The organism is Bordetella trematum (genome assembly GCF_900078335.1).
GTDB lineage: Bacteria > Pseudomonadota > Gammaproteobacteria > Burkholderiales > Burkholderiaceae_B > Bordetella > Bordetella trematum.
Genome location: NZ_FKBR01000050.1, coordinates 262,544 through 283,937, shown reverse-complemented (window position 1 = coordinate 283,937; position 21,394 = coordinate 262,544). Strand labels below are relative to the sequence as shown.

The following is a 21,394-nucleotide window of genomic DNA, read 5'->3' as shown; positions in this document are numbered from 1 at the left end:
AGAACTCCTTAATGAGAAAATTCTACTTCTGATTCCCCCGTTTTTTAGGGGGCATTACCATCAACTGGAACACGCGCTGCACGGTATTCTTGTTGAACCCCAACAGATGCGCCACCGTTCGATAGCCAAACGACGGCGATTCTTCGATCAGCGCCTTGATGGGCGCGACAAACTGCGGATCGAGCTTTGGCGATGCCTTCACCGCCTTGTAGTAGACGGTGCGGCGAGGCACGTTGAACCAGCGGCACAGCTTGGCGATCGAGACGGTGATGCCGTCGGCTTGCAGTCCCTGGTGGATCGTCTCGATCACTTCTCGTCCTCGCCCAGCAGGGACTGCAATTTTTTTCTCGCGCGAAGCTCCAGCATCGCCTCGCCGTAGGCCTCTTGAAGGTCCTTGAGCTGGCGCTCGTACTGCTCGCGCACGTCCTGTGGATTGGCCCGCAACGCATTCTCCATGCCCCGCTTGCCATCGTCGACCCACTGTTCGACCTCTGAGGGCGACAGGTCGTATTGGCGGCTGGCCTCGGCGACGGTGGTCTTGCCTTGAATGATGTCCAGCACTAGCGCGCTCTTGCGCTTGGCCGTCCAGCGTTTGATGTCTTCTTCCATCTTCGCGCTCATCGTCATTTCCTCGATTATGACGTGAGCAGGATTACACTGGGTCATTACACTTCTTTGGTAACGCCCAGAACGCCGCAGAAAGTGATGAAATCGCTCCAAGGAAAAATGCACTTGTAAATGGAGTGGCCAGCCAACTATCTGAAATTGCTGTCCAATAATCCTTTCCATCATTTATCGGAGATATAAGTACACCCCAAAAGAACGCCCCGCCTCCACCCAAGACGCCTACCAATAAATAGCTCTGCCACGAACGATAAAGACGGAGAAAAGAATAGAGGCTCGCTAGAGCGAAAGCTGGTGGGATGTTAACTATGGTGGCAATGGTCGCCATTAATAATGAGGTCGCTGCGGTAAATGCAACAATTGAGATTTCGTTGATCTCTGGTTCTAGGGCTGCATGATACGCCCCGGTTAAGGCAAGGCATACTCCACCAACGGCGGGGCACATTGAGAACCATAGAAAAACCTTTAAACGAGGATAGTTCTTCATGGTATGCAACCTTGATTTTTTGAATAACCTAGAAGCTTGCATGTAATGACCCAGCGGAACCTGCTCAACTTATGCGGCTAAAGCGTAGGCTTGAGCCGGGGTTTCCATCTTCAGCGCCTGGTGAGGCCGTTGCTGGTTATAAAAGCGTATCCAGTCGCCAATCACGCGGCTGGGATGCTGTAGGGTTTCGAAGCGGTGATGATGTGCACATTGCTCCTTCAGAGTACGGATCACGCGTTCGACCATGCCATTCTGCTGAGGGCAGTGTGGCGTGATGAACTCCTGGCGCAGCCCGTAGCTGCGCACCAACGCGGTGTGGTCACGTGACGTAAAAACGAGTCCATTATCAGACCGAAGCAGGAACGGCGCCGGCACTCTCCCCACCGTCCCGAACCGAGCGATCAAGGCGTGTCCCAGGGCGCTGCCCGGCGTGCAGGCCTTGCCGCTGCGCGACAGATGCCAGCCCGGCAACTTGCGGGTATGGCAGTCGATGACCAGCGCCAACGTGGCCCAGCCGTCTCGGCCCGCCCAGATACGGCATAGATCGGTGGACCAACGTTCGTTCGGCGTTGTGGCCGCTGAAGGCAATGCCTGGATCCGTGGCCTGAAGCCAATCGGGCGCTTGCGCACCTGCCAGCCCTTGATCTGGAAGAAGCGCTGGACCGTGTTCTTGTTGAACCCCAGCAGCCAGGCCACCGTCCGGTACTCAAACGACGGCGACTCCTCGATCATCGCTTTAATCGGTTCGACATACTTTGGATCGACCTTCGGTGCCGACTTCCCCGGTCGGTAATACACCGTTGGACGCGGCACACCAAACCAGCGGCATAGCTTCGAGAGCGACACCTCGAAGCCTTCGGCCGCCAGGCCCTGCTGCACGCGAAGGATCATTTCCCTTCCTCGTCCAGCAGGGCTTGCAGCTTTTTTCGGGCACGCAGCCCCAACATCGCTTCGCCGTACGCTTCCTGCAGATCCTTTAGCTGGCATTCATACTGTTCCTTGGTATCCAAGGGATTGGCACGCAAGGCATTCTCCATGCCCCGTTTGGCATCATCGACCCGTTGCTCGACTTCCGACGGCGACAGATCGTACTGTCGGCTCGCTTCTGAAACCGTCGTTTTTCCTTGGATGATGTCCAATACCAACGTGCTTTTACGCTTGGCCGTCCAGTGTTTGATGTCTTCTTCCATCGTCTTGCTCATGTCGTTTTTCCGCGATTATGACCTGAGCAGGTTTTCAATGGGTCATTACAAGGGAGGTCAGCGTATAGGATCATCGTAAGGGCTTAAGTCCTCTCTTTTTCTTTGGGGCAACACCCAAGCAGCCATGAGGAGTGAAGGAATCGCGCCAAACATGAATGCGCTCAAACGGCATGGTTAACCGTGTTTTGGAAAAATGGCGTCTCACACGCTAGGGCTTTCCACTAAAAAAACGGCCTAGCCAGTTCTTTTGAACTAAGGCCGAGGTATCTGGGTAGCGCGGAGAGCGACCATCTTTGAGCAAATCGCCAGGGTAGTGTGGATGGTCTAGACAAAGTGTGTCATCGATATTGAAGGCCTTTGCCACGGCTACCGCCTCGATGCACCAGCGTCCGAAATAGGCACCTCCTTCAAAATTCTCATCGCCGAATTTGTACCAATATGGAGTGCGATGGCTTGACGGGGAAGTTGTCGGGCCAGCTTCCTTTAAACCAGTGTACCAACCATCAAGATAAGCTCTCAGAACTTTGGGTTGCTGCTCCGTGGGTGCCAAAGTAACATCGAGTAGTTTTCTATATGCCTTTGGAAAACACAGATTGTCTCCAATCTTTCTTCCAGTTTTTCGGCTGAATATCACGCTATCCAGAAGCAAATCCTCTCCCTCGTTCCCTACCAGCACTAACAAACGCTCCCACTGTTTTTCTGGAACGTCAAGGGTAAGCGCAAGACCGACTAGCCAGAAGCAAACTATGTATAAGTCAAAGTTGACTGTCCATGACTTGTGCGTATGAAACTGCTCTGGACTCCAGACCTCTTCCTCAAGCCGTCTCGACTCTTCCCAAAACTCCATGACATCGTCAAACACGGATAGCTCCGAGATGGGATCTCCACGCGAATAACGTCGTAGCGCAAGTTCATATGAGTCTTGGACAATGCCGAAAATGAACTGGGGCCGGTATCTAGGATCGCCGGGAGGGGTGAGAACAATTTGCTTGCTCTCAAATATCGCTTGCTCCCCAAATCTAATCCATTTATCCCAGTAATCCATATTTCCCAGGCGGTCTCTCTTCATTTCAGCCCCTTCAAAATCTGCAGCGTAGCCTCGTGCTTGGGAATAAACTTGCCCATTCGGTCTACTATGCCGACCGAAACGCTACCGTGTGGATCAGTATTCACAACCCAGCGTTCAACACGGCCAGCATCGAGAGCCTTTCGAATGTCACGGGCTTTTGCAACGTCACCGCCAACCGAGTCTAGGATTCGATCGAAATTGCTTTTGGCTCCGGTTAGCCAATCGTCGCTCATCTGAATGCCGTCAGCTGTGTGTCCTAACTTGGATGTCCCGAACTTGTATTCGACAACGACAAAGTCTACGTCGGGTCGATTGGTGCGATAGAGGTCATCAATTCCCTTGCTGCCTGTTCCTTGCAACCGTGCCAGTTTTTCTCCATTAGGAAAGAGATTCTTGACGGAGTGCTCTCCGAACAGCTCTCCCATGACACGCTTCTGGTCGTTAGTCAGATGCTTGAGATCCAGAAGTGGCAGACCATCCTTGCCATGGACGCCGCCACTGCGCATCAGAGCTTGGAAGGCCTGACGCTCCATGAGGTCATCCAGTGCTTTGCCCGCCAAAGGCACCCATTTCCCGCCGACGAGCTGCACTGCCTTGCCGCCAGCGAATCCAACTAATGTCCCAGCGCTAGTGTTGAATGCAATGCCACCAACATCTCCCGCGTGCAGTGTCAGTACTTCATCAACCTTGCGCTCGATAGAGTGATAGGGCAGATCGCTGACCAGCCAGTCAATGAAATCAATACTGGATTGCTTGATGCCGCCTGCTATGTCAGCGGCAACACCGGTAACCCCTTTTTCGGAAAGGTAGTTGCCAACGGCATCGAGCTTGTTGGGCAAATCCTTGGCTGCTCCAAGCGCGCCTTGCCACATCGCGCTCGCTACACCATCCGGGTAGAACCCGCCGGTCACAAGTTGGCCGGCGGCATCCACCTGTCTTACCGTTGCAGTCAGTTGCTGGAACTGCTGTTTACCCCAGCGCAGGATGTCCTGATTGGCTTGATCCAGACACCAGACATCCTTCCCACAAGCGTTGACTGCCTGGCTGAGCATACGTTTCATCTCCAGTTCGATTTGACGCTTGCCCTCGAACAGGTCCATATCACGTACCGTGTCCAGTTCATTCATCGCCGTAACGATTTGGTTCTTGCACGCCTGGACATCACCGCCTTGCTCCTCGCAGGCTTTGATGGCTTTGTTTGCTTCCTTGACTTCGGACTGTGTGAGCCAGTTGTTGTCTACTGCGGATACCGCGCTGTTGACGGCCGTGGCCACGTCCTGTCCACCCGCCAAGACGATACCCGCGACCAGACTTGTCACAAGATTGCGCCTGGCCTCCTTCTGTTCGGGCGTTTCATCAGGGTTGTCGTTGAACAGGTCGGTCAGCAGGCTGCTTGCTGCTGCGCCCAATGACCCACTGCCGCAATTTTGATTGCCGGCAGCCGAATCCGCGCAGGCCACAATGGCATGCAGTGCCGCATGCGCTGGGCTGCCTTCGCTGAGGTTCCCATCCTTGACCAGCTTTCCGATGTATCCGGCGCCTTGCTGTTGCAAGTAGTTGACCAACAGGTTCTGTGCAAACTGCGCTGAAGCGCCAGTCACGTTGCCGCCGGCCGCTGCGGCCAGCGCGGTCAACACCCGACGACCTGTGCCGCCCGGCGCCCACATCGCACTATCGTTCAACTTCTGCTGGAGAGCCGCCAGGCGTGCAGGGTCGCGCTCGCCTTCCGGTTTGGCGAGTTCCTGTTCCAGCGCCAGCGTGGCCGCAGTGGCTTCCTTGGCGCGGTTGTTGAGGAACGTGCCGGTTTCGCGCTGTAGCGCGCCCACCATCTCGAAGCCGGCCTTGATTTCCTGTTCGTTGAAGATGGGCTTGAGTGTGTTGGCGCCATCCTGGCCGGTGAACACGTCGCGGTTCAGTTCGGCCATCCTTTCATCGACCGATTTATCCGAGATTGCCTGTTGGCCGGCTTCATCGGTGATGGTGATGTTCGCACCGCTGATACCGCTGCGGGTGGTGCTGCTGTCCTTGCCGCTGGCGCCGAGCGCGACAGGCGCGGTGGCGCTGAAGTTGCGATGGGTCGGCAAGGTGGTGCCGGGCACCTGGCCGCCTGTGGCGGCCTGGCCCTGCTGGTTGGTGCCGACCCCGCCGCCCGCGCCCGGGCCGTCGCCATGGCGGGCGATTTCCTTCATGCCGCCATTGCCGACGCGGTAGCCGCCGCCCAGGCTGACGCTGCTGGCCTTGTACTCGGCGTGGTTCTTGATGTCGCCGGTGGTGAGTGTGCCGGTGGTCAAGGTATTGAGGCCGTCCTTGACCGCCTGCTCGGAGGAGGCGATGGCCGCGCCCTTGAGGTCGGTATTGCCCTTGATCTTTATCTGGAAGCCACCGTCGCCGGCCGCGATGCGCGACTGCCCGGTGACGCTGGCATAGCCGCTGTCGATTTTCTGCTTGCTGACGTTGGCGCTGGCGGAGAAGCCGGTGCCCACGGTGACGCTGCCGCCGACATTGCTGTCCTTGCTCTTGAAAGTGCTGGTGTCCTGCAGGCTCTCGATGTTGAGATTGCCGCCCATATCGGCCACGACCTGCTTGCCGCGGGCGAGCGCGCCGCGCAGGTGGGTGTCGCCGCCGGATTCCAGGGTCAGGCGGTTGCCGGCGTTGACGTGCGTGTTGGTCCAGTTGACGTCCTGGCCTTCGCCTTTGCCCTTGCCGCGGCTGACGTTGGCGGTGATGCCCAGGGAGGCGCCGCCCTGGCCGATAGCCATCGCGACGCCCATGCCTGCGCTGGAGCCGGAGCTGTTGCGCTGGGTCTCGACGGTGTTCCTGCCCGCGAGCAGATTGATATCGCCATCGGCCTTGAGGTGGGCGTTGCCGCCCGCGCTGAGGGTGCTGCCGCGCACGGTCAGGTCGGAGTCCTGGCCGGTGGCGCTGATGTGCACGTTGCCGCCCGCGGCCACGATGGAACCGGCCGCCGTGTCGTGGGTGGTGGTGGACTTGCTGTCGCTTTTGCTGGAACCAGCGGTGATGGAGAGGTTGAGGCCGCCGGCGGCCTTCGGGTCCGCGCTGACGGCGTCGTAGGCGTTGACGGCGGCAAGTCCCGTGGTGGCGGCGGCCAGCGCCTTCATCCGCGTGTCTGACGTGTTGCTGGCGGCGCTTTTCATCTGCTGGCCGGTCTGCACCGCCGAAATCACGGGTGATGTCAGGGCCACGGTGAGGCCCGATTGGCGGAACTGGCTCTCCCGGGTGCTGGTGCCGGTTATCCGCGCCTCGACGATATCGACCTTCCTGGCGTGGAGGTCGATGTCGCCCTCGGGCGCCAGCACATGGCTGCCAATCTGCTGGTAGTGATTGCCCGTCACCAGGGTGACGTTGCCTTTTGTGGAGCCGACGGTCGAGGTCGCCGCACGGGTACTGACGTCCTTGCGGTCGTTGCTCAGCATCTGGCTGCCGACGGTGAAGGCGACACCGCCGTTGTAGAGGAAGCCGCTTTTCCTGGTTTCCTTGGAGTGGCTTTCGCTGGAGGTCTCCTTGGCGGCCTGGATGGTCAGGTCGTTCTTCGCCGCGATGGCCGTGCGGGCATCGGAGACGACGTGGCTGCCGGTGGTGCTGACGTTCTGGCCTTGCACCGCCACGGTGTTGCCGCTGAAGGTGCTGGACACCGCCTTGCTTGCCTGGAGGCTGTTGCGGGTGGTCTTCTGGCTGGAGCCCAGCAGGCTCCTGGACTTGTGTTGGCGGCCTTCGCTCCAGTTGCTGGAGGTTTCCCCGGCGAGGATGTTGACGTCGCGCTGGGCCACGGCGACCAAGGCTCCTTTCTTGCTGGTGGCGTTGGCGGCGATGGCGGTCAGGTCGCGGCCGGCTTGCAAGCGCGCATCGCCTGTGGTGTCGATGCGCGTGCCGAGGTCCTGCACGTCGCCTTGCTTCAGGTAGTTGCTGGCGTTGCGGACGTTGTTCTCCTGCCCGGCCACCTTGACGGTGCCCAGCGTGAGGTCGCGGCCGGCGACGATGGCGGTCTGGCCGTCCTTGCCGTCGTTGCCAACCAGGGCCGCAGTCAGGTTCGCGTCCCGACCTGCCGAGGCGAGCAGAACGCCGCCCGGGCGGGTGACGTAGAGGCCTGCCACCCGGTCGATGTTCGTCCGGCTGAAATCGCTCAAACCCGCCTGCTTGGCGTCGCTGCGGGTGGTGCTGACGACGTTGAGGTCGCGGCCCGCCTTGACCAGCAGGGTGCTGTCGGCAGCGAAGACCCCGCCGAGGTTGTCGATATCGGTCCGGGCGCTCAGGGCCACGGCATCGCCGCTGAGGCGGCCACCCAGGTTGCGCAGGTTCTCTGCGGTGAGCTTCAGCGCCGTGCGCCCGGCGAGGGTGCCCGAGTTGACCCAATCGCCCTTGAGGTCGAGGTCGATGGCGTGGGCGGCCAGCAGGGTGCCACGGGCATCGAGGTCGCCCGGTTTTACCCGGACATAGACCTGGGGCACCAGGGCGCGGGTGGGGGTGCCGTCGGCCAGCGTGACGTCGCGCTCCACCAGCCAGACGATGTCGCTGGTGAGTTGGGCCATCTGTGCGGCGCTGAGCGCCACGCCGGGGCGCAGGTTCCAGGCCTTGGCGTAGGTGCTGCCGGCATCCAGCAGGGCGCGGTATTGCGCTTCGTCGCTGGCGTAGCCGTCGAGGAAGCGGCGACCGGTCAGCTGGCCTATCTGGTCGCGCACCAGCGTCTGTTCGTAAAAGCCGTCACCCAGGCGCTTGTGCACGCTGGCCGGCTCGTAGCCGAGCTGGGAGAGCATATAGTCGGCGCTGAGCCAGTTGCGGTAGTCGGCGAAGCGCGGGTCGGTTTCGACCAGATAGTCGCCGGCTTGGGGAGCGGCACGGAACAGGCTGTTGGCGGGTACATCGGTTTCTACTTCGATGGTCCGGATGCGTGTCGGGGCGTCGGCCCGGTCTGCGCTGGCGTTATCGCCGGTTGCCGGGCGGTGAAACGGCTGCGGGTCGGCCGGGACTTCGGTGATCGGCTGGCGGGCCATCTGACGGCCGTCCACGTTGAGGTCGCCGCCCGCGGCGTTCTGCACGACCTTGGAGACGTTGAGCGCGATGGTTTCCACCAGGTCGGCCGGGGTGTAGGCAATCTTGCCGTCCCATTTGCGCTGGTGGTAGCGCTTGAACCCACCGCGCCATTTGCTGTAGGTGTACTGGCTGGTGCCGCTCTGGCGTGTCACGTGCTCACCGGAAGCGGCCACGTTGTTCAGCCGGTCGAGGTCGCCGTGCAGGGTGCCGCCGGCGATGATCCGACTCTTGTCGTTGACCAGTTCGCTGCCGCGCAAGGTCATGTTGCCGCCAGAGCGGATAAGCGCGGGTACGCTTTCGATGACCCTGGTTTCATATACGGTCTGCGTCACGTCGTACTGGGTCCATGCGTGGACCGCTTCGCCGGTTTGCTTGTTGCGATACCGTCCGGCGCGGCTCCAGCTCTCCCAGCGGTACCCGTTCGCATTGTGTTTGTCGGGGTCGTCCTCGGGTTGGATATAGAGGTGGCGGGTGGCGCCGCCGACCTGTGCGAGTTCGGTGGCGAAGTGCAGGTTGCGATTGAGCAGACGGGCAGTATCAATCGTCAGGCCGCCCAGCGATTCGAGGGTGGCGCTGTCGTTGCGAACGAGGTCTGCGCGTCCGCTGGCCTGGTGGTTCGCGTCCAGCGTGCCGCCGATGTTGAGGGCGTCGCTGCCGCCGCCGGCGCTGAATATCAAGGCCTGTTCACGGTTGTCGATGAGGCGGGCGCCGATATCCAGCCTCAGGCGGGCAGCGATGACGGCCGCGCGGTCCGCCTCCTCGCGGTTGTTCAGGGTGCCGGCCTGGAGGGCCAGTTGGTCGCCGTAAATGCGGCCGGCGCCCACGTTGTCCAGGGTGCCGGCTTCGATGCGGGTCTGGCCGCCGTCGATCAGGCCGCGATTGGTCAGGGTGTCGCGGGCAACGACGGTGGTGCGACCTCCGTTCATCTGGCCGGTGGCGGTGTTGTTGACGTTGACGCCACGGACTTCCAGCTCGCCGGCCTGGAGAAGGCTGTGGTTCGTCAGCAGCCCGGCGGTGCTGATGAAGGCGCGACCGTTGGCGGCGACTTCCTTGAGGAGGGTGAAGTCCTGCTGGAGAATGAGGCTCAGGTCGCCCTTGGACAGCAGGCTGCCGTCGCCGCCAAGCCTGTCGGCGGTCACGTTGAGTGACGTGCCGGCGAGCAGCGTGCCCGCCGGGTTGAGGACGCGGTTGATGGCGATGTCGATGCCGCCGCCCGAGGAAACGTTGCCGCGTGTGTTGTCGAGCACGCTGTGCGCGCCCGGGTCGCGAATGCCGATGTGACGGCCGGCGGCGATGGCGCCGGCCGTGTTGTCGATGTGCTTGGCCGACAGCTCCACGGTATTGCCCTGCAGGCCAAGGGGCTTGTCGGCATCCGCGCCTTGCGTGTCGCGGTTGCGGATTTGCGCGGCGTTGACCATCAGGCCATCACCGGCGAGCACCAGGCCGCGATGGTTGTCCGCTACCCCGGACAGCTTGATGATGAGGTCATTGCCCGCCTGGATGCGGCCGCCTCCATTGTCGAGCGTGGAGGCTTCGATATCGGCGCGGGCGCTGCTGCCCAGTCGGCCACCGCGATTGTCGAGACGCTCGCTGCGGGTGCGCAGATCGCCCTGGGCGTGCGCGACACCGCTACGGTTGTCCAGGGTTGCCGCGCTCAGGCTGAGCCCTGCAGCGCTGCCCAGCTTGCCGCCTCGGTTGTCCAGCGTTCCTTCCACCGCGACCGACAGGCCGGCGGGGCCGGAGGTCTGCAGCCTGCCGCCGTGGTTGAGGAGCGCGGCTGCTGTCACGCGGGTGGCGCCGGCCGCAGCCAGGGCGCCGCCCGTATTGTCCAGCGTACGGGCCACCTCGATGCGGGTGGGTGCCGAGCCTGCCGCATGGATGATGCCGTTGCGGTTGTTGATCGAGCCTGCCTGGAGTTGCAGTGCGCCGTTGCCGGCGAGGATGCCGCCGTCGTTGTCCAGCCGTGCTTTGACCCGGATGCGGGTATCGGTCTTGTCGCTGTGCAGGAGGGTGCCGGCGCGGTTGGAAAAACCCAGCACATCCAGCGTAACGGGCCCGGCCAGGTACATCAGGCCGGCATCGTTCCCGAGCTGGCCCGCCGCGATGCGCGCATCGGCAGCGACCTTGATTTCGCCCTTGCGGTTGCCGAGGTCGCCGCCGCTGACGTCGAGCCGGCGCGCGCCGAGATGGCCGCCGTCATTGTCGAGGCCGGCGCGGGCCGTGACGTCGATCGCGCCGCCGGCCATGATGCGCCCGCCGTCGTTGTCCAGCGTGGCGGCGATGGTCAGCCTGCCTTGCGCCAGGGGCGCTGCGCCTGTGCCGGTCGTCGTCCCGGGCAGGTGGCGGCCATCGCCAGTGCCGGTGGTTTCATCGTCGACCCCGATTCCCGATGTGCCGCCGTTGCCGGTAGGCCTACCGGCATCCGGCGCGGCCAGACCGAGGCGGCCCCCACCGCGGTTGCTCAGGTGTGCTGCGCGCAGCGCGAGATCCCGGGTGCCGGTCTGCTCGATGGCGCCGCCGCGGTTCTTCAGCGATTGGGCGTTGGCCTGGATGCGCCGCGCGTTCAGCGTGCCCCGGCTGTTGTCGATGTCCCTGGGGGTCGTGACCCCCAGCTCGCGGCCGGCGCTGAGCGTGCCGGCGTTGGCGACCCCGCCGCGGGCGTCGATGCGGGTATCGGTCGCGGCCTGCATCGTACCGCTGTTTTCCAGGCGGCCATCGGCGGTGACCACCAGTTGCCCGGCCTGCGCGCCCAGCGCGCCCAGCGCGCCGGCGTTGCGCATGCCGACACCGTGCTCGGTGCCGACCAGCACGATCTTCTGGCTGTACATGCCGCCGAGCGCGCCGACATCCAGGGCGAAGGCGGGCGCCTCGCCGCGGGCGGCCTGCCTCTGTACCTTGGCGTGGTCGGCGCTGACCTCGTTGGCGCCGGTAGTGACCTGCAACTGCCGCGCCCAGATGCCGGCATTGGCTTTCACGGACCGGGCAATCAGGTCGGTGTAGTCGGTGGCGCTGGCATCCATGCCTTTGCCCTGGATTCGAATGGCGCCGCCTTGAACGCGATATCCCTCCAGTGAAGCGCCGGTGACGATGGGTTTGCCGGTGGTGAGGGTGGCACGGTCGGCGTTGATGAAGCCGCAGCCGTCGCAGGAGATCCCGGCCGGGCTGGCGATGACCAGTTGCGCGCGCTCGCCAGCCACTTCGAGATAGCCGTGCAATCGGCTTGGGTCGCTGGCGTTGACTTCGTTCAGGATGACGCGAGCCGCGCCGCGCGCCAGCCACGGGTTGCCCTGGACCCACCCGCCCAATTGCGTTTGCGTGTTGGTGCGGGAGTTGTTGAGGATGGCGCCTTGCTGTTCGACGTTGAATTGTTCGTAGGCGTTGCGCGAGACGCCGGCGGCGCTGGGTGTCTGGATGTTTACCAGGGGCACGCCGTTGGCGGCTTCGAGCACGGTCGGTCGCTGATTGCCGGGGGCTCCGGGGTCGGCAACAAGCTGGGCGTCGGCCAAGGGGACGATGAGCGCCTGGCCGAGCGCGAGCATCAGGGCGAGGCGCAGCGGATTGCGGGCGGCCATGAACCGGCGACCGGCGGCGCCCGGGTTTGCGCCGGGCCGGTTGCGGCGTGCAATGTCCGCTACCACCTGGCACAGGCCCAACGCCCGGTTGAATACGATGCGGTAGAGGTGTTTGTTCATCCCATCCCTTGCGTGGACGAAATCAGTGCGTTCTTAGTAGGACCAACTGAGCGTGAAGCCCGTGCTCAGCGAGCGGGTCTTGAAGCCCTTGGGTCTGGACAGCGGGACGCCGGCGAAGACGTCCCAATAGAAACCCTTGGCGCCGCCGCGCAGCCCGATGACTGCGCCGGCCAGGTTGCGCCCCAGGAGCCAGCGCGTGGAGGCACCGCCGACGTGGCCCTGGTCGACGCCGACATAAAGCTCCTGCCCGGCGCCGAGCAACAGGGCGAGTTCGTTGCGCCAGACCCAGCCGCGCTCGCCCATCAGCGTGAGTTCGCCGTCGAAGCCGCGCACGGTATAGTCCCCGCCGATGGCAAAGCGGTCCTGGGGCACCAGCGGTGTGCGGTCCCATTGCGCGCGCCAGCTGCCGATATAGCGGGCGCGCTGCGCACCCAGCCGCAGCGGGACGATCCACTGGATGTCGGCGGTGACGAGCTTCATCCGCGAAGTGCCTTCGCCGAAGGCTTCTTCGGGCGCCGCCATCGCATGGAAGGCGCCCGTGCCCCGGCGATAGGCGAGGCTTGCGTCGAGCGTGCTTTCGCCCAGGTACGCCCGGTGGGACAGGCCCAGCTCCCAGCCGCCGGTGCGGCGGCGCTGGACCTCGATTTCAGTGTCGTCGATGAAGTTGTTGGACTGGCGCATCCAGCCTCGGCCGTAGAGCGATGTCTTGCTTCGGGCGTCGCGATAGATCAGGCGCGACAGACGCACTTCGGCATTCTTGCTGGTGCCGCGGTACACGTAGTGCTGGCGGTATCCGGCGACAGTCTGGCGGTACGAGTAGCCGCCAATGGTGACGCCGAGGGCCCAGTAGCCGTAAGGCACGCTGTAGTGCAATGCGTAGCCCTGGCTGCCCCTGCGGTTGGCGTTGAATACGCCCTGGTTGACATTGGCGTAGAACAGGTCATTCCACATCAGGAGGTCATCAAGCGAGAGCGTGGCGCTGCCCTGGAGCCTGCCGGTGGCCTTGCTGCCGGCGTCGTCCAGCGACACGCTGATGCGAGCCGGCGGCGAGCGTTGTCGCCAGCGCACGACCAGATCGCTTTCGCCGGGACGCGCATCGAGGCCTTCGGCCGGGGTGATCTGGATATCGGCCTCGACCGTGGGCAGGCGTTTGAAATTCTCCAGCGCCTGTTCGATATCGCGCAGATCGAGCAGGTCGCCGCGCCTGGCCGGCACGGCGTTCCAGGAGGTGGCCTTGAGGGAGGTGCCGGGGGCGAAGCGGATGCTGCGCAAGCGGCCGGGCACGAGGGTGAGGGTCAGCGTGCCGGTTGTGAGATCCTGCGGCGCGGCGAGGATGCGGGTCGTGACAAAGCCGCGGGCGATGATGGCGTTCTGCACACGTGCCATGACCACGTTGATGCCAGCGGTGCCCAGGCAACGTCCCGTGGCGGGGTCATGCCTGGGGTTGGCGGCTTGCAGGGACCAGAGGAAATGGTCGGCCTCTTCGCCCGTGAGGCGGATGCGGTCTATCGGGACGCACGGCGCTTCGCTGCGGGGCAGCCTCTCCGGTAAAGGGGGCGGTGCTCGCCGTGATCGAACGTACGGCGCGGTTTCCCGCTGTTCGCGCAGCACCCGCTCGCGCGTCTGCTGGCGCAGCCATTCCTGTGGGGCGCTGTGCGGCGTCTGTGCCAGCGCCGGCGCCAGGGGTAGCAGCAAACCGGCACAGGTCCGGCGTGCCCGTCGAAGCCACGGCCCCATTTTTTCTCCCATTGCACGGGCGTGCTGCCGCGCCACGGTGGTACGTGGACGCGGTGCCTCGCTGTGACTGTTTTGTCCTGGATGGGCAGGATAAAAACGATACCGAATCGACGGGAGTCAGAGATTTCCTATGAATGGCGCTGACAAGATGTCAGGGCTGCGGTGAAAGCGATGGGGGCACGGTGGAGACGGGCGTACGCAAGCCATCTTCGGTCTGTGCGGGCTTGCCGTGCCGATTGTCGTTTCGGATCCGATGACTTGATGACGTTGAGAGATCGCAACATGTCCTGTCGGTATCCAGGCAGCAGCGCAAGCATCCCGCAACGTCTGGCGCCCTTATTGCACACCGGCAGATCGTCGCCAGGTCCGGCCTTTGGGCGCTGTAACGCAGGCGAGCTTCAGGCCACGGTGCGCAGCCAGGCCAGCAGTCGGCCCTGTGGCTGGTCGGCCTCTATGGGGTGTGGCGACAGCAGGCAGTAATGCGAGCCGTCTTCGATGAAACCCAGTGGCGCGGTCAGCACGCCGCTCTCGATATCGTCGCGCACCAGCGGCCAGGGGCCAAGGGCCACGCCCAGACCGGCGACGGCAGCCTGCAGGCTGAAATAGAAGTGCTCGAAGGTCTGGCCGTGGGTGTCAGCGCCTGGCTGGCCGCTGGCGCAGGCCCAGGTATCCCAGGCATCAGGACGGGTCTGGCTGTGCAGGCGCGGGGCATGCGGACGCAGACGGGTGGGAGGGCCCTCGAACCAAGCGCCGACGCACGCCGGCCGGCAGACAGGGCCCACCCGTTCGGCAAACAGTATTTCTGCATGGCAGGCCGGTGGCAGGGTGAAATCGTTGCGCCGGATAGCCAGATCGATGCCGTCATCAAAGCGAAACGGGCCGCCGCCGGCCACCAGATGCACGTCGATATCCGGCGCGAGCGCCTGGAACTGCGGCCAGCGCGGGATCAGCCAGCGCATCAACAGCGTAGGTTCGCAAGACAGCACCCAGCGACGCGGGCGACGCGCCTGAGCACGCAGGTCGCGCGTGGCTGCCTGCATCACGCTCAAGCCCTGCGCAACCGCCCGCGCCAGCTTGCGTCCGGCCTCGGTCAGGTAGACGCGCCGGTTGCGGCGCTCGAAGAGCGCCACGCCCAGGTCGTCTTCCAGTGTACGGACCGCCCGGCTGATGGCGGCATGGGTCAAGTGCAATTCGGCCGCAGCCTGGGTGAAATTTTCCCGTCTGGCGGCGGCCTCGAAGCTGCGCAGGGCCTGCAGGGAGGGCAGGCGGGCATCGCCAGATTGTGCGTTCAAGTTACCGTTATCGTAGCTTTTCATCGTTAGTCGCCGTCCGTCGTTTTCACTAGGATAAAGGTTTCATAGAACGAGTCCTGCCAGCATGACTGAACTGTTCGCTGTCATCACCATTACCCTTCTGGCGGTGATCAGCCCCGGGGCTGATTTCGCCATGGTCACCCGCAACAGCCTGATGCGTTCTCGCCGTGCGGGTGTGTTGACGGCGCTGGGCATCGCGGCCGGCGTGTGGCTGCATGTGTGCTACACCCTGTTGGGGGTGGGCTTGCTGATCCAGCAATCGGCCTGGCTGTTTCATGCCATCAAGCTGGCCGGGGCGGCCTATCTGATCTGGCTGGGAGTGAAGTTGCTGCGCGCCGGGCCGGCGGCAGATACGCCGGCAGCGGGCGGCGAGGCCCCGATGTCCGATTGGGCGGCCTTGCGCACCGGGTTCCTGACCAATGCGCTCAACCCCAAGACGACCCTGTTTATCGTCAGCCTGTTCATGCAGGTGATCCAGCCCGGCACGCCGCTGGCGATCCAGCTGGGCTATGGGGCCTTCATTTCGTTGGCGCACGGGCTGTGGTTCACGCTGGTGGCCCTGTGTTTTTCCAGCACCGTGGTACGTGCCCGCCTGCTGGCTGTGCGCCATGTGATAGATCGCATCTTCGGCGGCCTGCTGGCTGGCTTGGGCGTGCTGCTGATGCTGATGCGCCAGCAGCGCTGAAAGGCCTTAGCTCAGGCGTCCTTCCTCGATGGCATGGCAGGCCACTACGCCGTCGCCCGCCGGCAGGCTGAGTGGCGCCTCCTGCTTGCAGCGCGCGTTGGCATAGGGGCAGCGCGGGTGGAAGGTGCAGCCCGTGGGCGGGTTGAGCGGGTTGGGGACTTCGCCGGCCACGGCCGTGCGTGGCTTGCCGGCGCCATGGATGTCGGGAATGGCCTCCAGCAGCATGCGGGTATACGGATGGCGCGGATGGGCGAACAGCGCATCGCGGCTGGCGACCTCCACCAGCCGGCCGAGATACATCACCCCCACGCGGTCGGCCACGTGGTGCACCACCGCCAGATTGTGCGAGATGAAAAGATAGGTCAGGCCGAGCTGGCGCTGCAGGTCTTTCATCAGGTTGAGCACCTGGGCCTGCACCGAGACGTCCAGCGCCGAGGTGGGCTCATCGCACACCAGGAACTCCGGCTTGACCGCCAGCGCCCGGGCAATCGAGATGCGCTGGCGCTGGCCGCCGGAAAATTGGTGCGGGTAACGGTTGCGGTCTGCCGGATCCAGCCCCACCTGAGCCAGCAGTTCGCCTGCGCGCTGGCTGCGTTCGGCTGCGCTCATGTGTGTGTGGGTCAGCATGGGCTCGGCGATGATGCGACCGACCCGCCAGCGCGGATTCAGGCTGGCGAAGGGGTCCTGGAAAATCATCTGCAGACGGCTGCGCAAGGCGCGCCCGCTGCGGCCTTGCATGTCGGACAGCGGCTGGCCGTCGAACTGGATGTCGCCGCGGGTCAGGCTGTACAGACCGACCAGCATGCGCGCCACCGTCGACTTGCCGCAGCCCGACTCGCCGACCAGCGCCAGGGTCTCGCCGCGCGCGATCTCAAACGATACCCCGTCCACGGCGCGCAGCATGACGCGCGGGCGGCGCGCCAGCACGCGCTCCAGCCAGGGCGGCGAGACGTCGAACCAGCGCGCAGCGTCTTGCACTTTCACCAGGGGCTTGGTCATGCCGCGACCTCCTCTTGCAGCAGCCAGCAGGAGGCGCTTGAAACGCCGTCGCCCATCAGTTCGGGGCGCTCGCGCGTGCAGCGCCCGATGCGCCGGTTGCAACGCGGATTGAAAGCGCAGCCGGGCGGGATGGCGTTCAGGCGCGGCATGCTGCCGTCGATCTGCACCAGACGCTCGACCTGGCCGTCCAGCGTGGGGATCGAGCCCATCAGCCCGGCCGTATAGGGGTGGCGCGGGCGATGGATCACCTCGGCCACGGGGCCGATCTCGGCCAGCCGGCCGGCATACATGACGGCCACGCGATCTGCCGTCTCGGCGATCACGCCCATGTCGTGGGTAATGAGCATCACGGAAGCGCCCTGTTCGCGGCAGAGCTTCTTGAGCAGTTCGATGATCTGCGCCTGGATGGAGACATCCAGCGCGGTGGTGGGCTCATCGGCCACCACCAGCTTGGGTTCGGCGGCCAGCGCCAGGGCGATCACCACCCGCTGCCGCATGCCGCCCGAGAACTGGTGCGGATAGTGGTCGATGCGTTCGCGTGCGGCCGGGATGCCGGTGGCGGCCAGCAGATCCACCGCGCGTTCGGTCGCCTCGCGGCGGCTCAGGGGCAGGTGGGTCATGATGGTTTCGACCAGTTGGCGGCCCACCGTGTACAAGGGGTTGAGCGAGGTCAGCGGATCCTGGAACACGGCGCCGATCTGGCGGCCCCGCACCTGACGCATGCGTTCTTCGGGCAGATCGTCGATACGGCGGCCTTCAAGCAGGATCTGGCCACCGCTGATGCGCCCCGGCGGCTCCAGCAGGCCGATGATGGCGGCGCCCGTGAGCGACTTGCCGGCGCCGGACTCGCCCACCACGCCCAGGATTTCACCGGGCGCGATGGAGAACGAGACATCATCCAGGGCCTTGAGGACGCCGCGTCGGGTCGGGAAGGAAACCGACAGGTTCTTGACTTCGAGCAGTGCTGTCATGGCCACCTCAGTTCAAGCGCGGATTGAGCGCATCGCGCAGCCAATCGCCCAGCAAGTTGACCGACAGCACCAGCAGCACCAGCGCCGCGCCGGGGAAGATCGTGATCCACCACTCTCCCGAGAAAAGGAAGTCATTGCCGATGCGGATCAGGGTGCCCAGCGACGGGGCGGTGGGAGGAACGCCGACGCCCAGAAAGGACAGCGTGGCCTCGGTAATGATGGCCGTGGCCAGGTGTACCGTGGCCAGCACCAGCACCGGACCCAGCACATTGGGCAGGACGTGGCGGAACATAATCACAGGCGAGGACACGCCGATCACGCGTGCGGCCTGGACATATTCGCGGTTTTTCTCGACCAGCGTCGAGCCGCGAACGGTGCGCGCATACTGGGGCCAGCCGGCCAGCGCGATGGCGCCGATCAGCACCGGGAAGGCAATGATTTCATGCATGTCGCGCGGCACGGCGGCCCGTGCCACGCCATCGATCAGCAGGGCGATCAGGATGGCGGGAAAAGACAGCTGCACATCGGCGATGCGCATGATGAGCGCATCGACCCGTCCGCCGACATAGCCGGAGATCAGCCCGAGCACGATACCGATCAGCATCGACAGCAGCACCGAGGCCAGGCCGATCAGGAGCGATACCCGTGTGCCGTACAGGATGGCCGAGAACAGGTCGCGCCCCTGGCTGTCGGTGCCCAGCAGGTAGTTGCTGGTTCCCGAGGGCTCCCAGGCCGGCGGCAACAGCGCGTCCAGCAGCTCCACCGAGGTCAGGTCAAAGGGGTTGTGCGGGGCCACCCAGCCGGCGCCGAAAGCGCCCACCAGCATGAGCGCCAGCACCACGGTAGCGATGATGGCCACCGGCGCGTGGCGCCAGGACCAGAACAGATCGCTGTCCCACCAGCGTTTGAGCAAGGCTTGCATCAGTGCCCCCCTCCTTGGCGCGACAGACCGCTGCGCAGGCGCGGGTCCACCACGAAATACAGCAGGTCCACCACCAGGTTGATGGCCACGAACACCAGCGCGATCAGGCACAGATAGGCGGCCATGACCGGAATGTCGGCGAACTGCACGGCCTGGATGAACAGCAGCCCCATGCCGGGCCACTGGAATACGGTTTCGGTGACGATGGCGAAGGCGATGATGCCGCCCAGTTGCAGGCCGGTGATGGTGATGACCGGCACCATGGTGTTCTTCAGGGCGTGACCGAAGTGGATGGCGCGGCGCCGCAGCCCCCGGGCCCGGGCAAACTTGATGTAGTCGGTGCGCAGCACCTCCAGCATTTCCGAGCGCACCAGGCGCAGGATGAGGGTCATCTGAAAGAGCGACAGCGTGATGGCGGGCAGGATCAGGTGCTTCCAGCCTGAGGCCGTCAGCAGTCCCGTGCTCCACCATCCCAGCGCGACGGTCTCGCCGCGTCCGTAGCTGGGCAGCCAGCCGAGCTGGACGGAAAACACCAGGATCAACAGGATGCCGATGAGAAAGGTCGGCAGCGACACCCCCAGCAAGGAGATCGTCAGCACCAGTTGCGAGAGCAGGCCGTTGCGCCGCAGGGCGGTGTAGACCCCGAGCGGCAGACCCACCACCAGCGCCAGGATGGCTGCCGCCAGGGAGAGCTCCAGCGTGGCGGGCAGCCGGCTCTTGATGAGGTCGGAGACGGGTTCGCTCTGGCGCAGCGACATGCCGAAATCGCCATGCAGGGCATTGCCGACGAAGCGGGCGAACTGTACCGGAGGCGAATCATCGAGGCCGAGCCGGGCGCGCAGCTCGGTGCGCTCGGCATCGGTGGCGTCCTGGCCCAGCATGATGGTCACCGGATCGCCGACGTATTGAAACAGCACGAACGCCAGCAACGCGACGGTCACCATCACCGCGGCGGCCTGCAGAAGGCGGCGCAGAACAAATGCAAACATGGAATATCACCGCTAGGCGCGGCAACCCGGACCCGCGGGCCGCCGCGCGTGAAACACGAGACGGATCAGTTGACCTTGACCCAATCGGCGACCAGGCGGTTGTCGGCCCGGTGCACCACGTCTACGTTCTTGCGCATCGCCCAGGGTATGACCTGATCGTGCAGCGGGATGTGGCCGAACTCCTTGGCGTGCACCTCCAGCACTTTGTGGATATCGGCGTCGCGTTTGGCGGCGTCGGTTTCGGTCTTGATGCCGTCGATGATGGCGTCCAGGTCCTTGTTGCTGTAGTTGCCCAGGTTGTACATGCCGTCGGCGCCTTCCCCCTTGCTGTGGATCAGGTTCTGCAGGGTGTACATCGCGTCGAAGGTGGGCACGCCCCAGCCAAACAGGAATGCGCTGGTGTCATGCGATTGCACCTTGGGGAAGTAGGTGGCGCGCGGCATGGTGTTGAGCGATGCCTTCACGCCGACCTTCGCCCACATGCCGACGACCGCCTGACAGATGGCTTCGTCGTTGATATAGCGGTTGTTGGGACAGTCGAGCGTGAAGTTCAGCGTGCCGTCATAGCCGGCATCCTTGAGCAGTTCCCGTGCCTTGGCCGGGTCGTAGGGAACGCGCTTGTGCAGGTCTTCGGTCCAGCCGTGCACCTGGGGTGCGATCATGGTGCCGGTGGGCGCCGACAGACCGCGCATCACGGCGCGCTTGATGGCATCGACGTCGATGGCCCGATAGAGCGCCTCGCGCACGCGCACGTCCTGGAAGGGGTTCTTGCCCTTGATGTTGGAGTAGCGCAGCTCGGGGTTCTTCTGGTCGAAGCCGAGGTAGATGGTGCGGTACTCGTTGCCTTCGACCACCTTGGCCTGCTGGCGCAGGCGCTCCAGATCCTGGGCGGCGGGATCAAGCACGAAGTCGATCTCGCCGGACAGCAGCGCAGCGGTGCGGGTGGCGTTCTGCTTGATGGGGGTGAAGACGATTTCGGTGACGTTGCCGATCTTGTCTTTCTTGTTCCACCAATCGGGGTTCTCTTCGAACACGGTGCGAACGTCGACCTCGCGGGTTTTGAGCTTATAGGGGCCGGTGCCGTTCGTGTTGCGCGTGGCGAAGGTTTCTTCCTTGTTGACGAAGTCCTGGGGTTGTTCGACCTTGTGCTTTTCGGCCCAGGCCTTGTTCATGATGAACACGTTGGGCAACTGGCGCAGCAGCACCGGGTTGGGAGCGCTGGTCTCGATTTCGATGGTGTGGTCATCGAGCTTGCGCGCTTCCTTGATGCCGGTGGTGTAGGCCTTGTAGTTGGAGGTGGGCGCCATGGCGCGATGGATGGAGAAGACCGCGTCATCGGCGGTGAAATCCGATCCGTCGTGGAATTTCACGCCCTCGCGCAGCTTGAAGCGATACAGCGTGGGCGAAACCTGGGTCCATTCGGTGGCCAGGGCGGGAACCACCTTGAAATCGGCGTCATAGGCAACCAACGGCTCATAGACGTAGCTGTTGGCGGCGATGGTCATGCCTTCGTTCTGGGAGTGGGGGTCCATCGTCAGGATGTCGCCCTGGGCGGCCCATCGGAAGGTCTTGGCCTGGGAGAGGCCGGGCATGGCAACCGCGGCGGCGATGGCCAGCGCAAGCAGAGTACGGCGCATAAGGGTTCCTGACGTTAG

General features: G+C 63.9%; 15 protein-coding genes. 1 reads left to right on the top strand and 14 read right to left on the bottom strand.

Translation table 11 applies throughout. From position 1 onward, the window contains the following. Window positions 1-22 precede the first annotated feature (22 nt). The 9 genes from A7V84_RS20550 to A7V84_RS20520 form a co-directional block, all read right to left on the bottom strand. The gene (locus tag A7V84_RS20550) at window positions 23-310 is read right to left on the bottom strand and encodes a hypothetical protein (protein WP_231940007.1); all 288 of its coding nucleotides are present in this window, start codon (window positions 308-310) and stop codon (window positions 23-25) included. Then, window positions 307-621 carry a DUF1153 domain-containing protein gene (locus tag A7V84_RS20545; RefSeq protein WP_063492057.1) on the bottom strand — a complete coding sequence of 105 codons (315 nt, stop codon included), beginning with the start codon at window positions 619-621 and terminating at the stop codon, window positions 307-309. The genes A7V84_RS20550 and A7V84_RS20545 overlap by 4 nt, the downstream gene beginning before the upstream one ends. A gap of 31 nt (window positions 622-652) precedes the next feature. After that, complete coding sequence (locus A7V84_RS21295) at window positions 653-1,111, bottom strand: hypothetical protein (protein WP_127070801.1); 459 nt, start codon at window positions 1,109-1,111, stop codon at window positions 653-655. 69 nt (window positions 1,112-1,180) lie between these two features. Next, complete coding sequence (locus A7V84_RS20540) at window positions 1,181-2,002, bottom strand: IS3 family transposase (RefSeq protein ID WP_063492058.1); 822 nt, start codon at window positions 2,000-2,002, stop codon at window positions 1,181-1,183. Beyond that, on the bottom strand, window positions 1,999-2,313 hold the full coding sequence (locus tag A7V84_RS20535) for a DUF1153 domain-containing protein (RefSeq protein WP_063492059.1): 315 nt from the start codon (window positions 2,311-2,313) through the stop codon (window positions 1,999-2,001). The genes A7V84_RS20540 and A7V84_RS20535 overlap by 4 nt, the downstream gene beginning before the upstream one ends. Window positions 2,314-2,521: 208 nt before the next feature. Next, entirely contained in the window at window positions 2,522-3,382 is an 861-nt protein-coding gene (locus tag A7V84_RS20950) for a PoNe immunity protein domain-containing protein (RefSeq protein WP_082832990.1), read from the bottom strand. Then, complete coding sequence (locus tag A7V84_RS20530) at window positions 3,379-12,123, bottom strand: two-partner secretion domain-containing protein (RefSeq protein ID WP_063492060.1); 8,745 nt, start codon at window positions 12,121-12,123, stop codon at window positions 3,379-3,381. The genes A7V84_RS20950 and A7V84_RS20530 overlap by 4 nt, the downstream gene beginning before the upstream one ends. Before the next feature lie 33 nt (window positions 12,124-12,156). Beyond that, window positions 12,157-13,860: a ShlB/FhaC/HecB family hemolysin secretion/activation protein gene (locus tag A7V84_RS20525; protein WP_063940030.1), complete on the bottom strand. Its 1,704-nt coding sequence runs from the start codon at window positions 13,858-13,860 to the stop codon at window positions 12,157-12,159. A gap of 398 nt (window positions 13,861-14,258) precedes the next feature. Continuing rightward, the gene (locus A7V84_RS20520; protein WP_063492062.1) at window positions 14,259-15,176 is read right to left on the bottom strand and encodes a LysR family transcriptional regulator; all 918 of its coding nucleotides are present in this window, start codon (window positions 15,174-15,176) and stop codon (window positions 14,259-14,261) included. A gap of 61 nt (window positions 15,177-15,237) precedes the next feature. Here A7V84_RS20520 and A7V84_RS20515 point away from each other — a divergent pair, with 61 nt between their 5' ends. Beyond that, window positions 15,238-15,858 carry a LysE family transporter gene (locus A7V84_RS20515; protein ID WP_063492063.1) on the top strand — a complete coding sequence of 207 codons (621 nt, stop codon included), beginning with the start codon at window positions 15,238-15,240 and terminating at the stop codon, window positions 15,856-15,858. A 6-nt stretch (window positions 15,859-15,864) separates the two neighbouring features. On the opposite strand, the gene A7V84_RS20510 is transcribed toward A7V84_RS20515, so the two are convergent. From A7V84_RS20510 to A7V84_RS20490, 5 genes are all read right to left on the bottom strand, one after another. Then, window positions 15,865-16,857 carry an ABC transporter ATP-binding protein gene (locus A7V84_RS20510; RefSeq protein WP_063492064.1) on the bottom strand — a complete coding sequence of 331 codons (993 nt, stop codon included), beginning with the start codon at window positions 16,855-16,857 and terminating at the stop codon, window positions 15,865-15,867. Further along, window positions 16,854-17,828, bottom strand: coding sequence for an ABC transporter ATP-binding protein (locus tag A7V84_RS20505; protein WP_025517767.1), 975 nt, complete (start codon window positions 17,826-17,828; stop codon window positions 16,854-16,856). The genes A7V84_RS20510 and A7V84_RS20505 overlap by 4 nt, the downstream gene beginning before the upstream one ends. A 7-nt stretch (window positions 17,829-17,835) precedes the next feature. Beyond that, a complete protein-coding gene (locus A7V84_RS20500; RefSeq protein ID WP_025517766.1) occupies window positions 17,836-18,750 on the bottom strand; it encodes an ABC transporter permease in 915 nt (304 codons plus the stop codon). Further along, complete coding sequence (locus tag A7V84_RS20495) at window positions 18,750-19,739, bottom strand: ABC transporter permease (RefSeq protein ID WP_025517765.1); 990 nt, start codon at window positions 19,737-19,739, stop codon at window positions 18,750-18,752. Before A7V84_RS20495 ends, A7V84_RS20500 begins: the two co-directional genes overlap by 1 nt. A 65-nt stretch (window positions 19,740-19,804) precedes the next feature. After that, on the bottom strand, window positions 19,805-21,376 hold the full coding sequence (locus A7V84_RS20490; protein WP_033533948.1) for an ABC transporter substrate-binding protein: 1,572 nt from the start codon (window positions 21,374-21,376) through the stop codon (window positions 19,805-19,807). Between the last annotated feature and the right edge of the window lie 18 nt (window positions 21,377-21,394).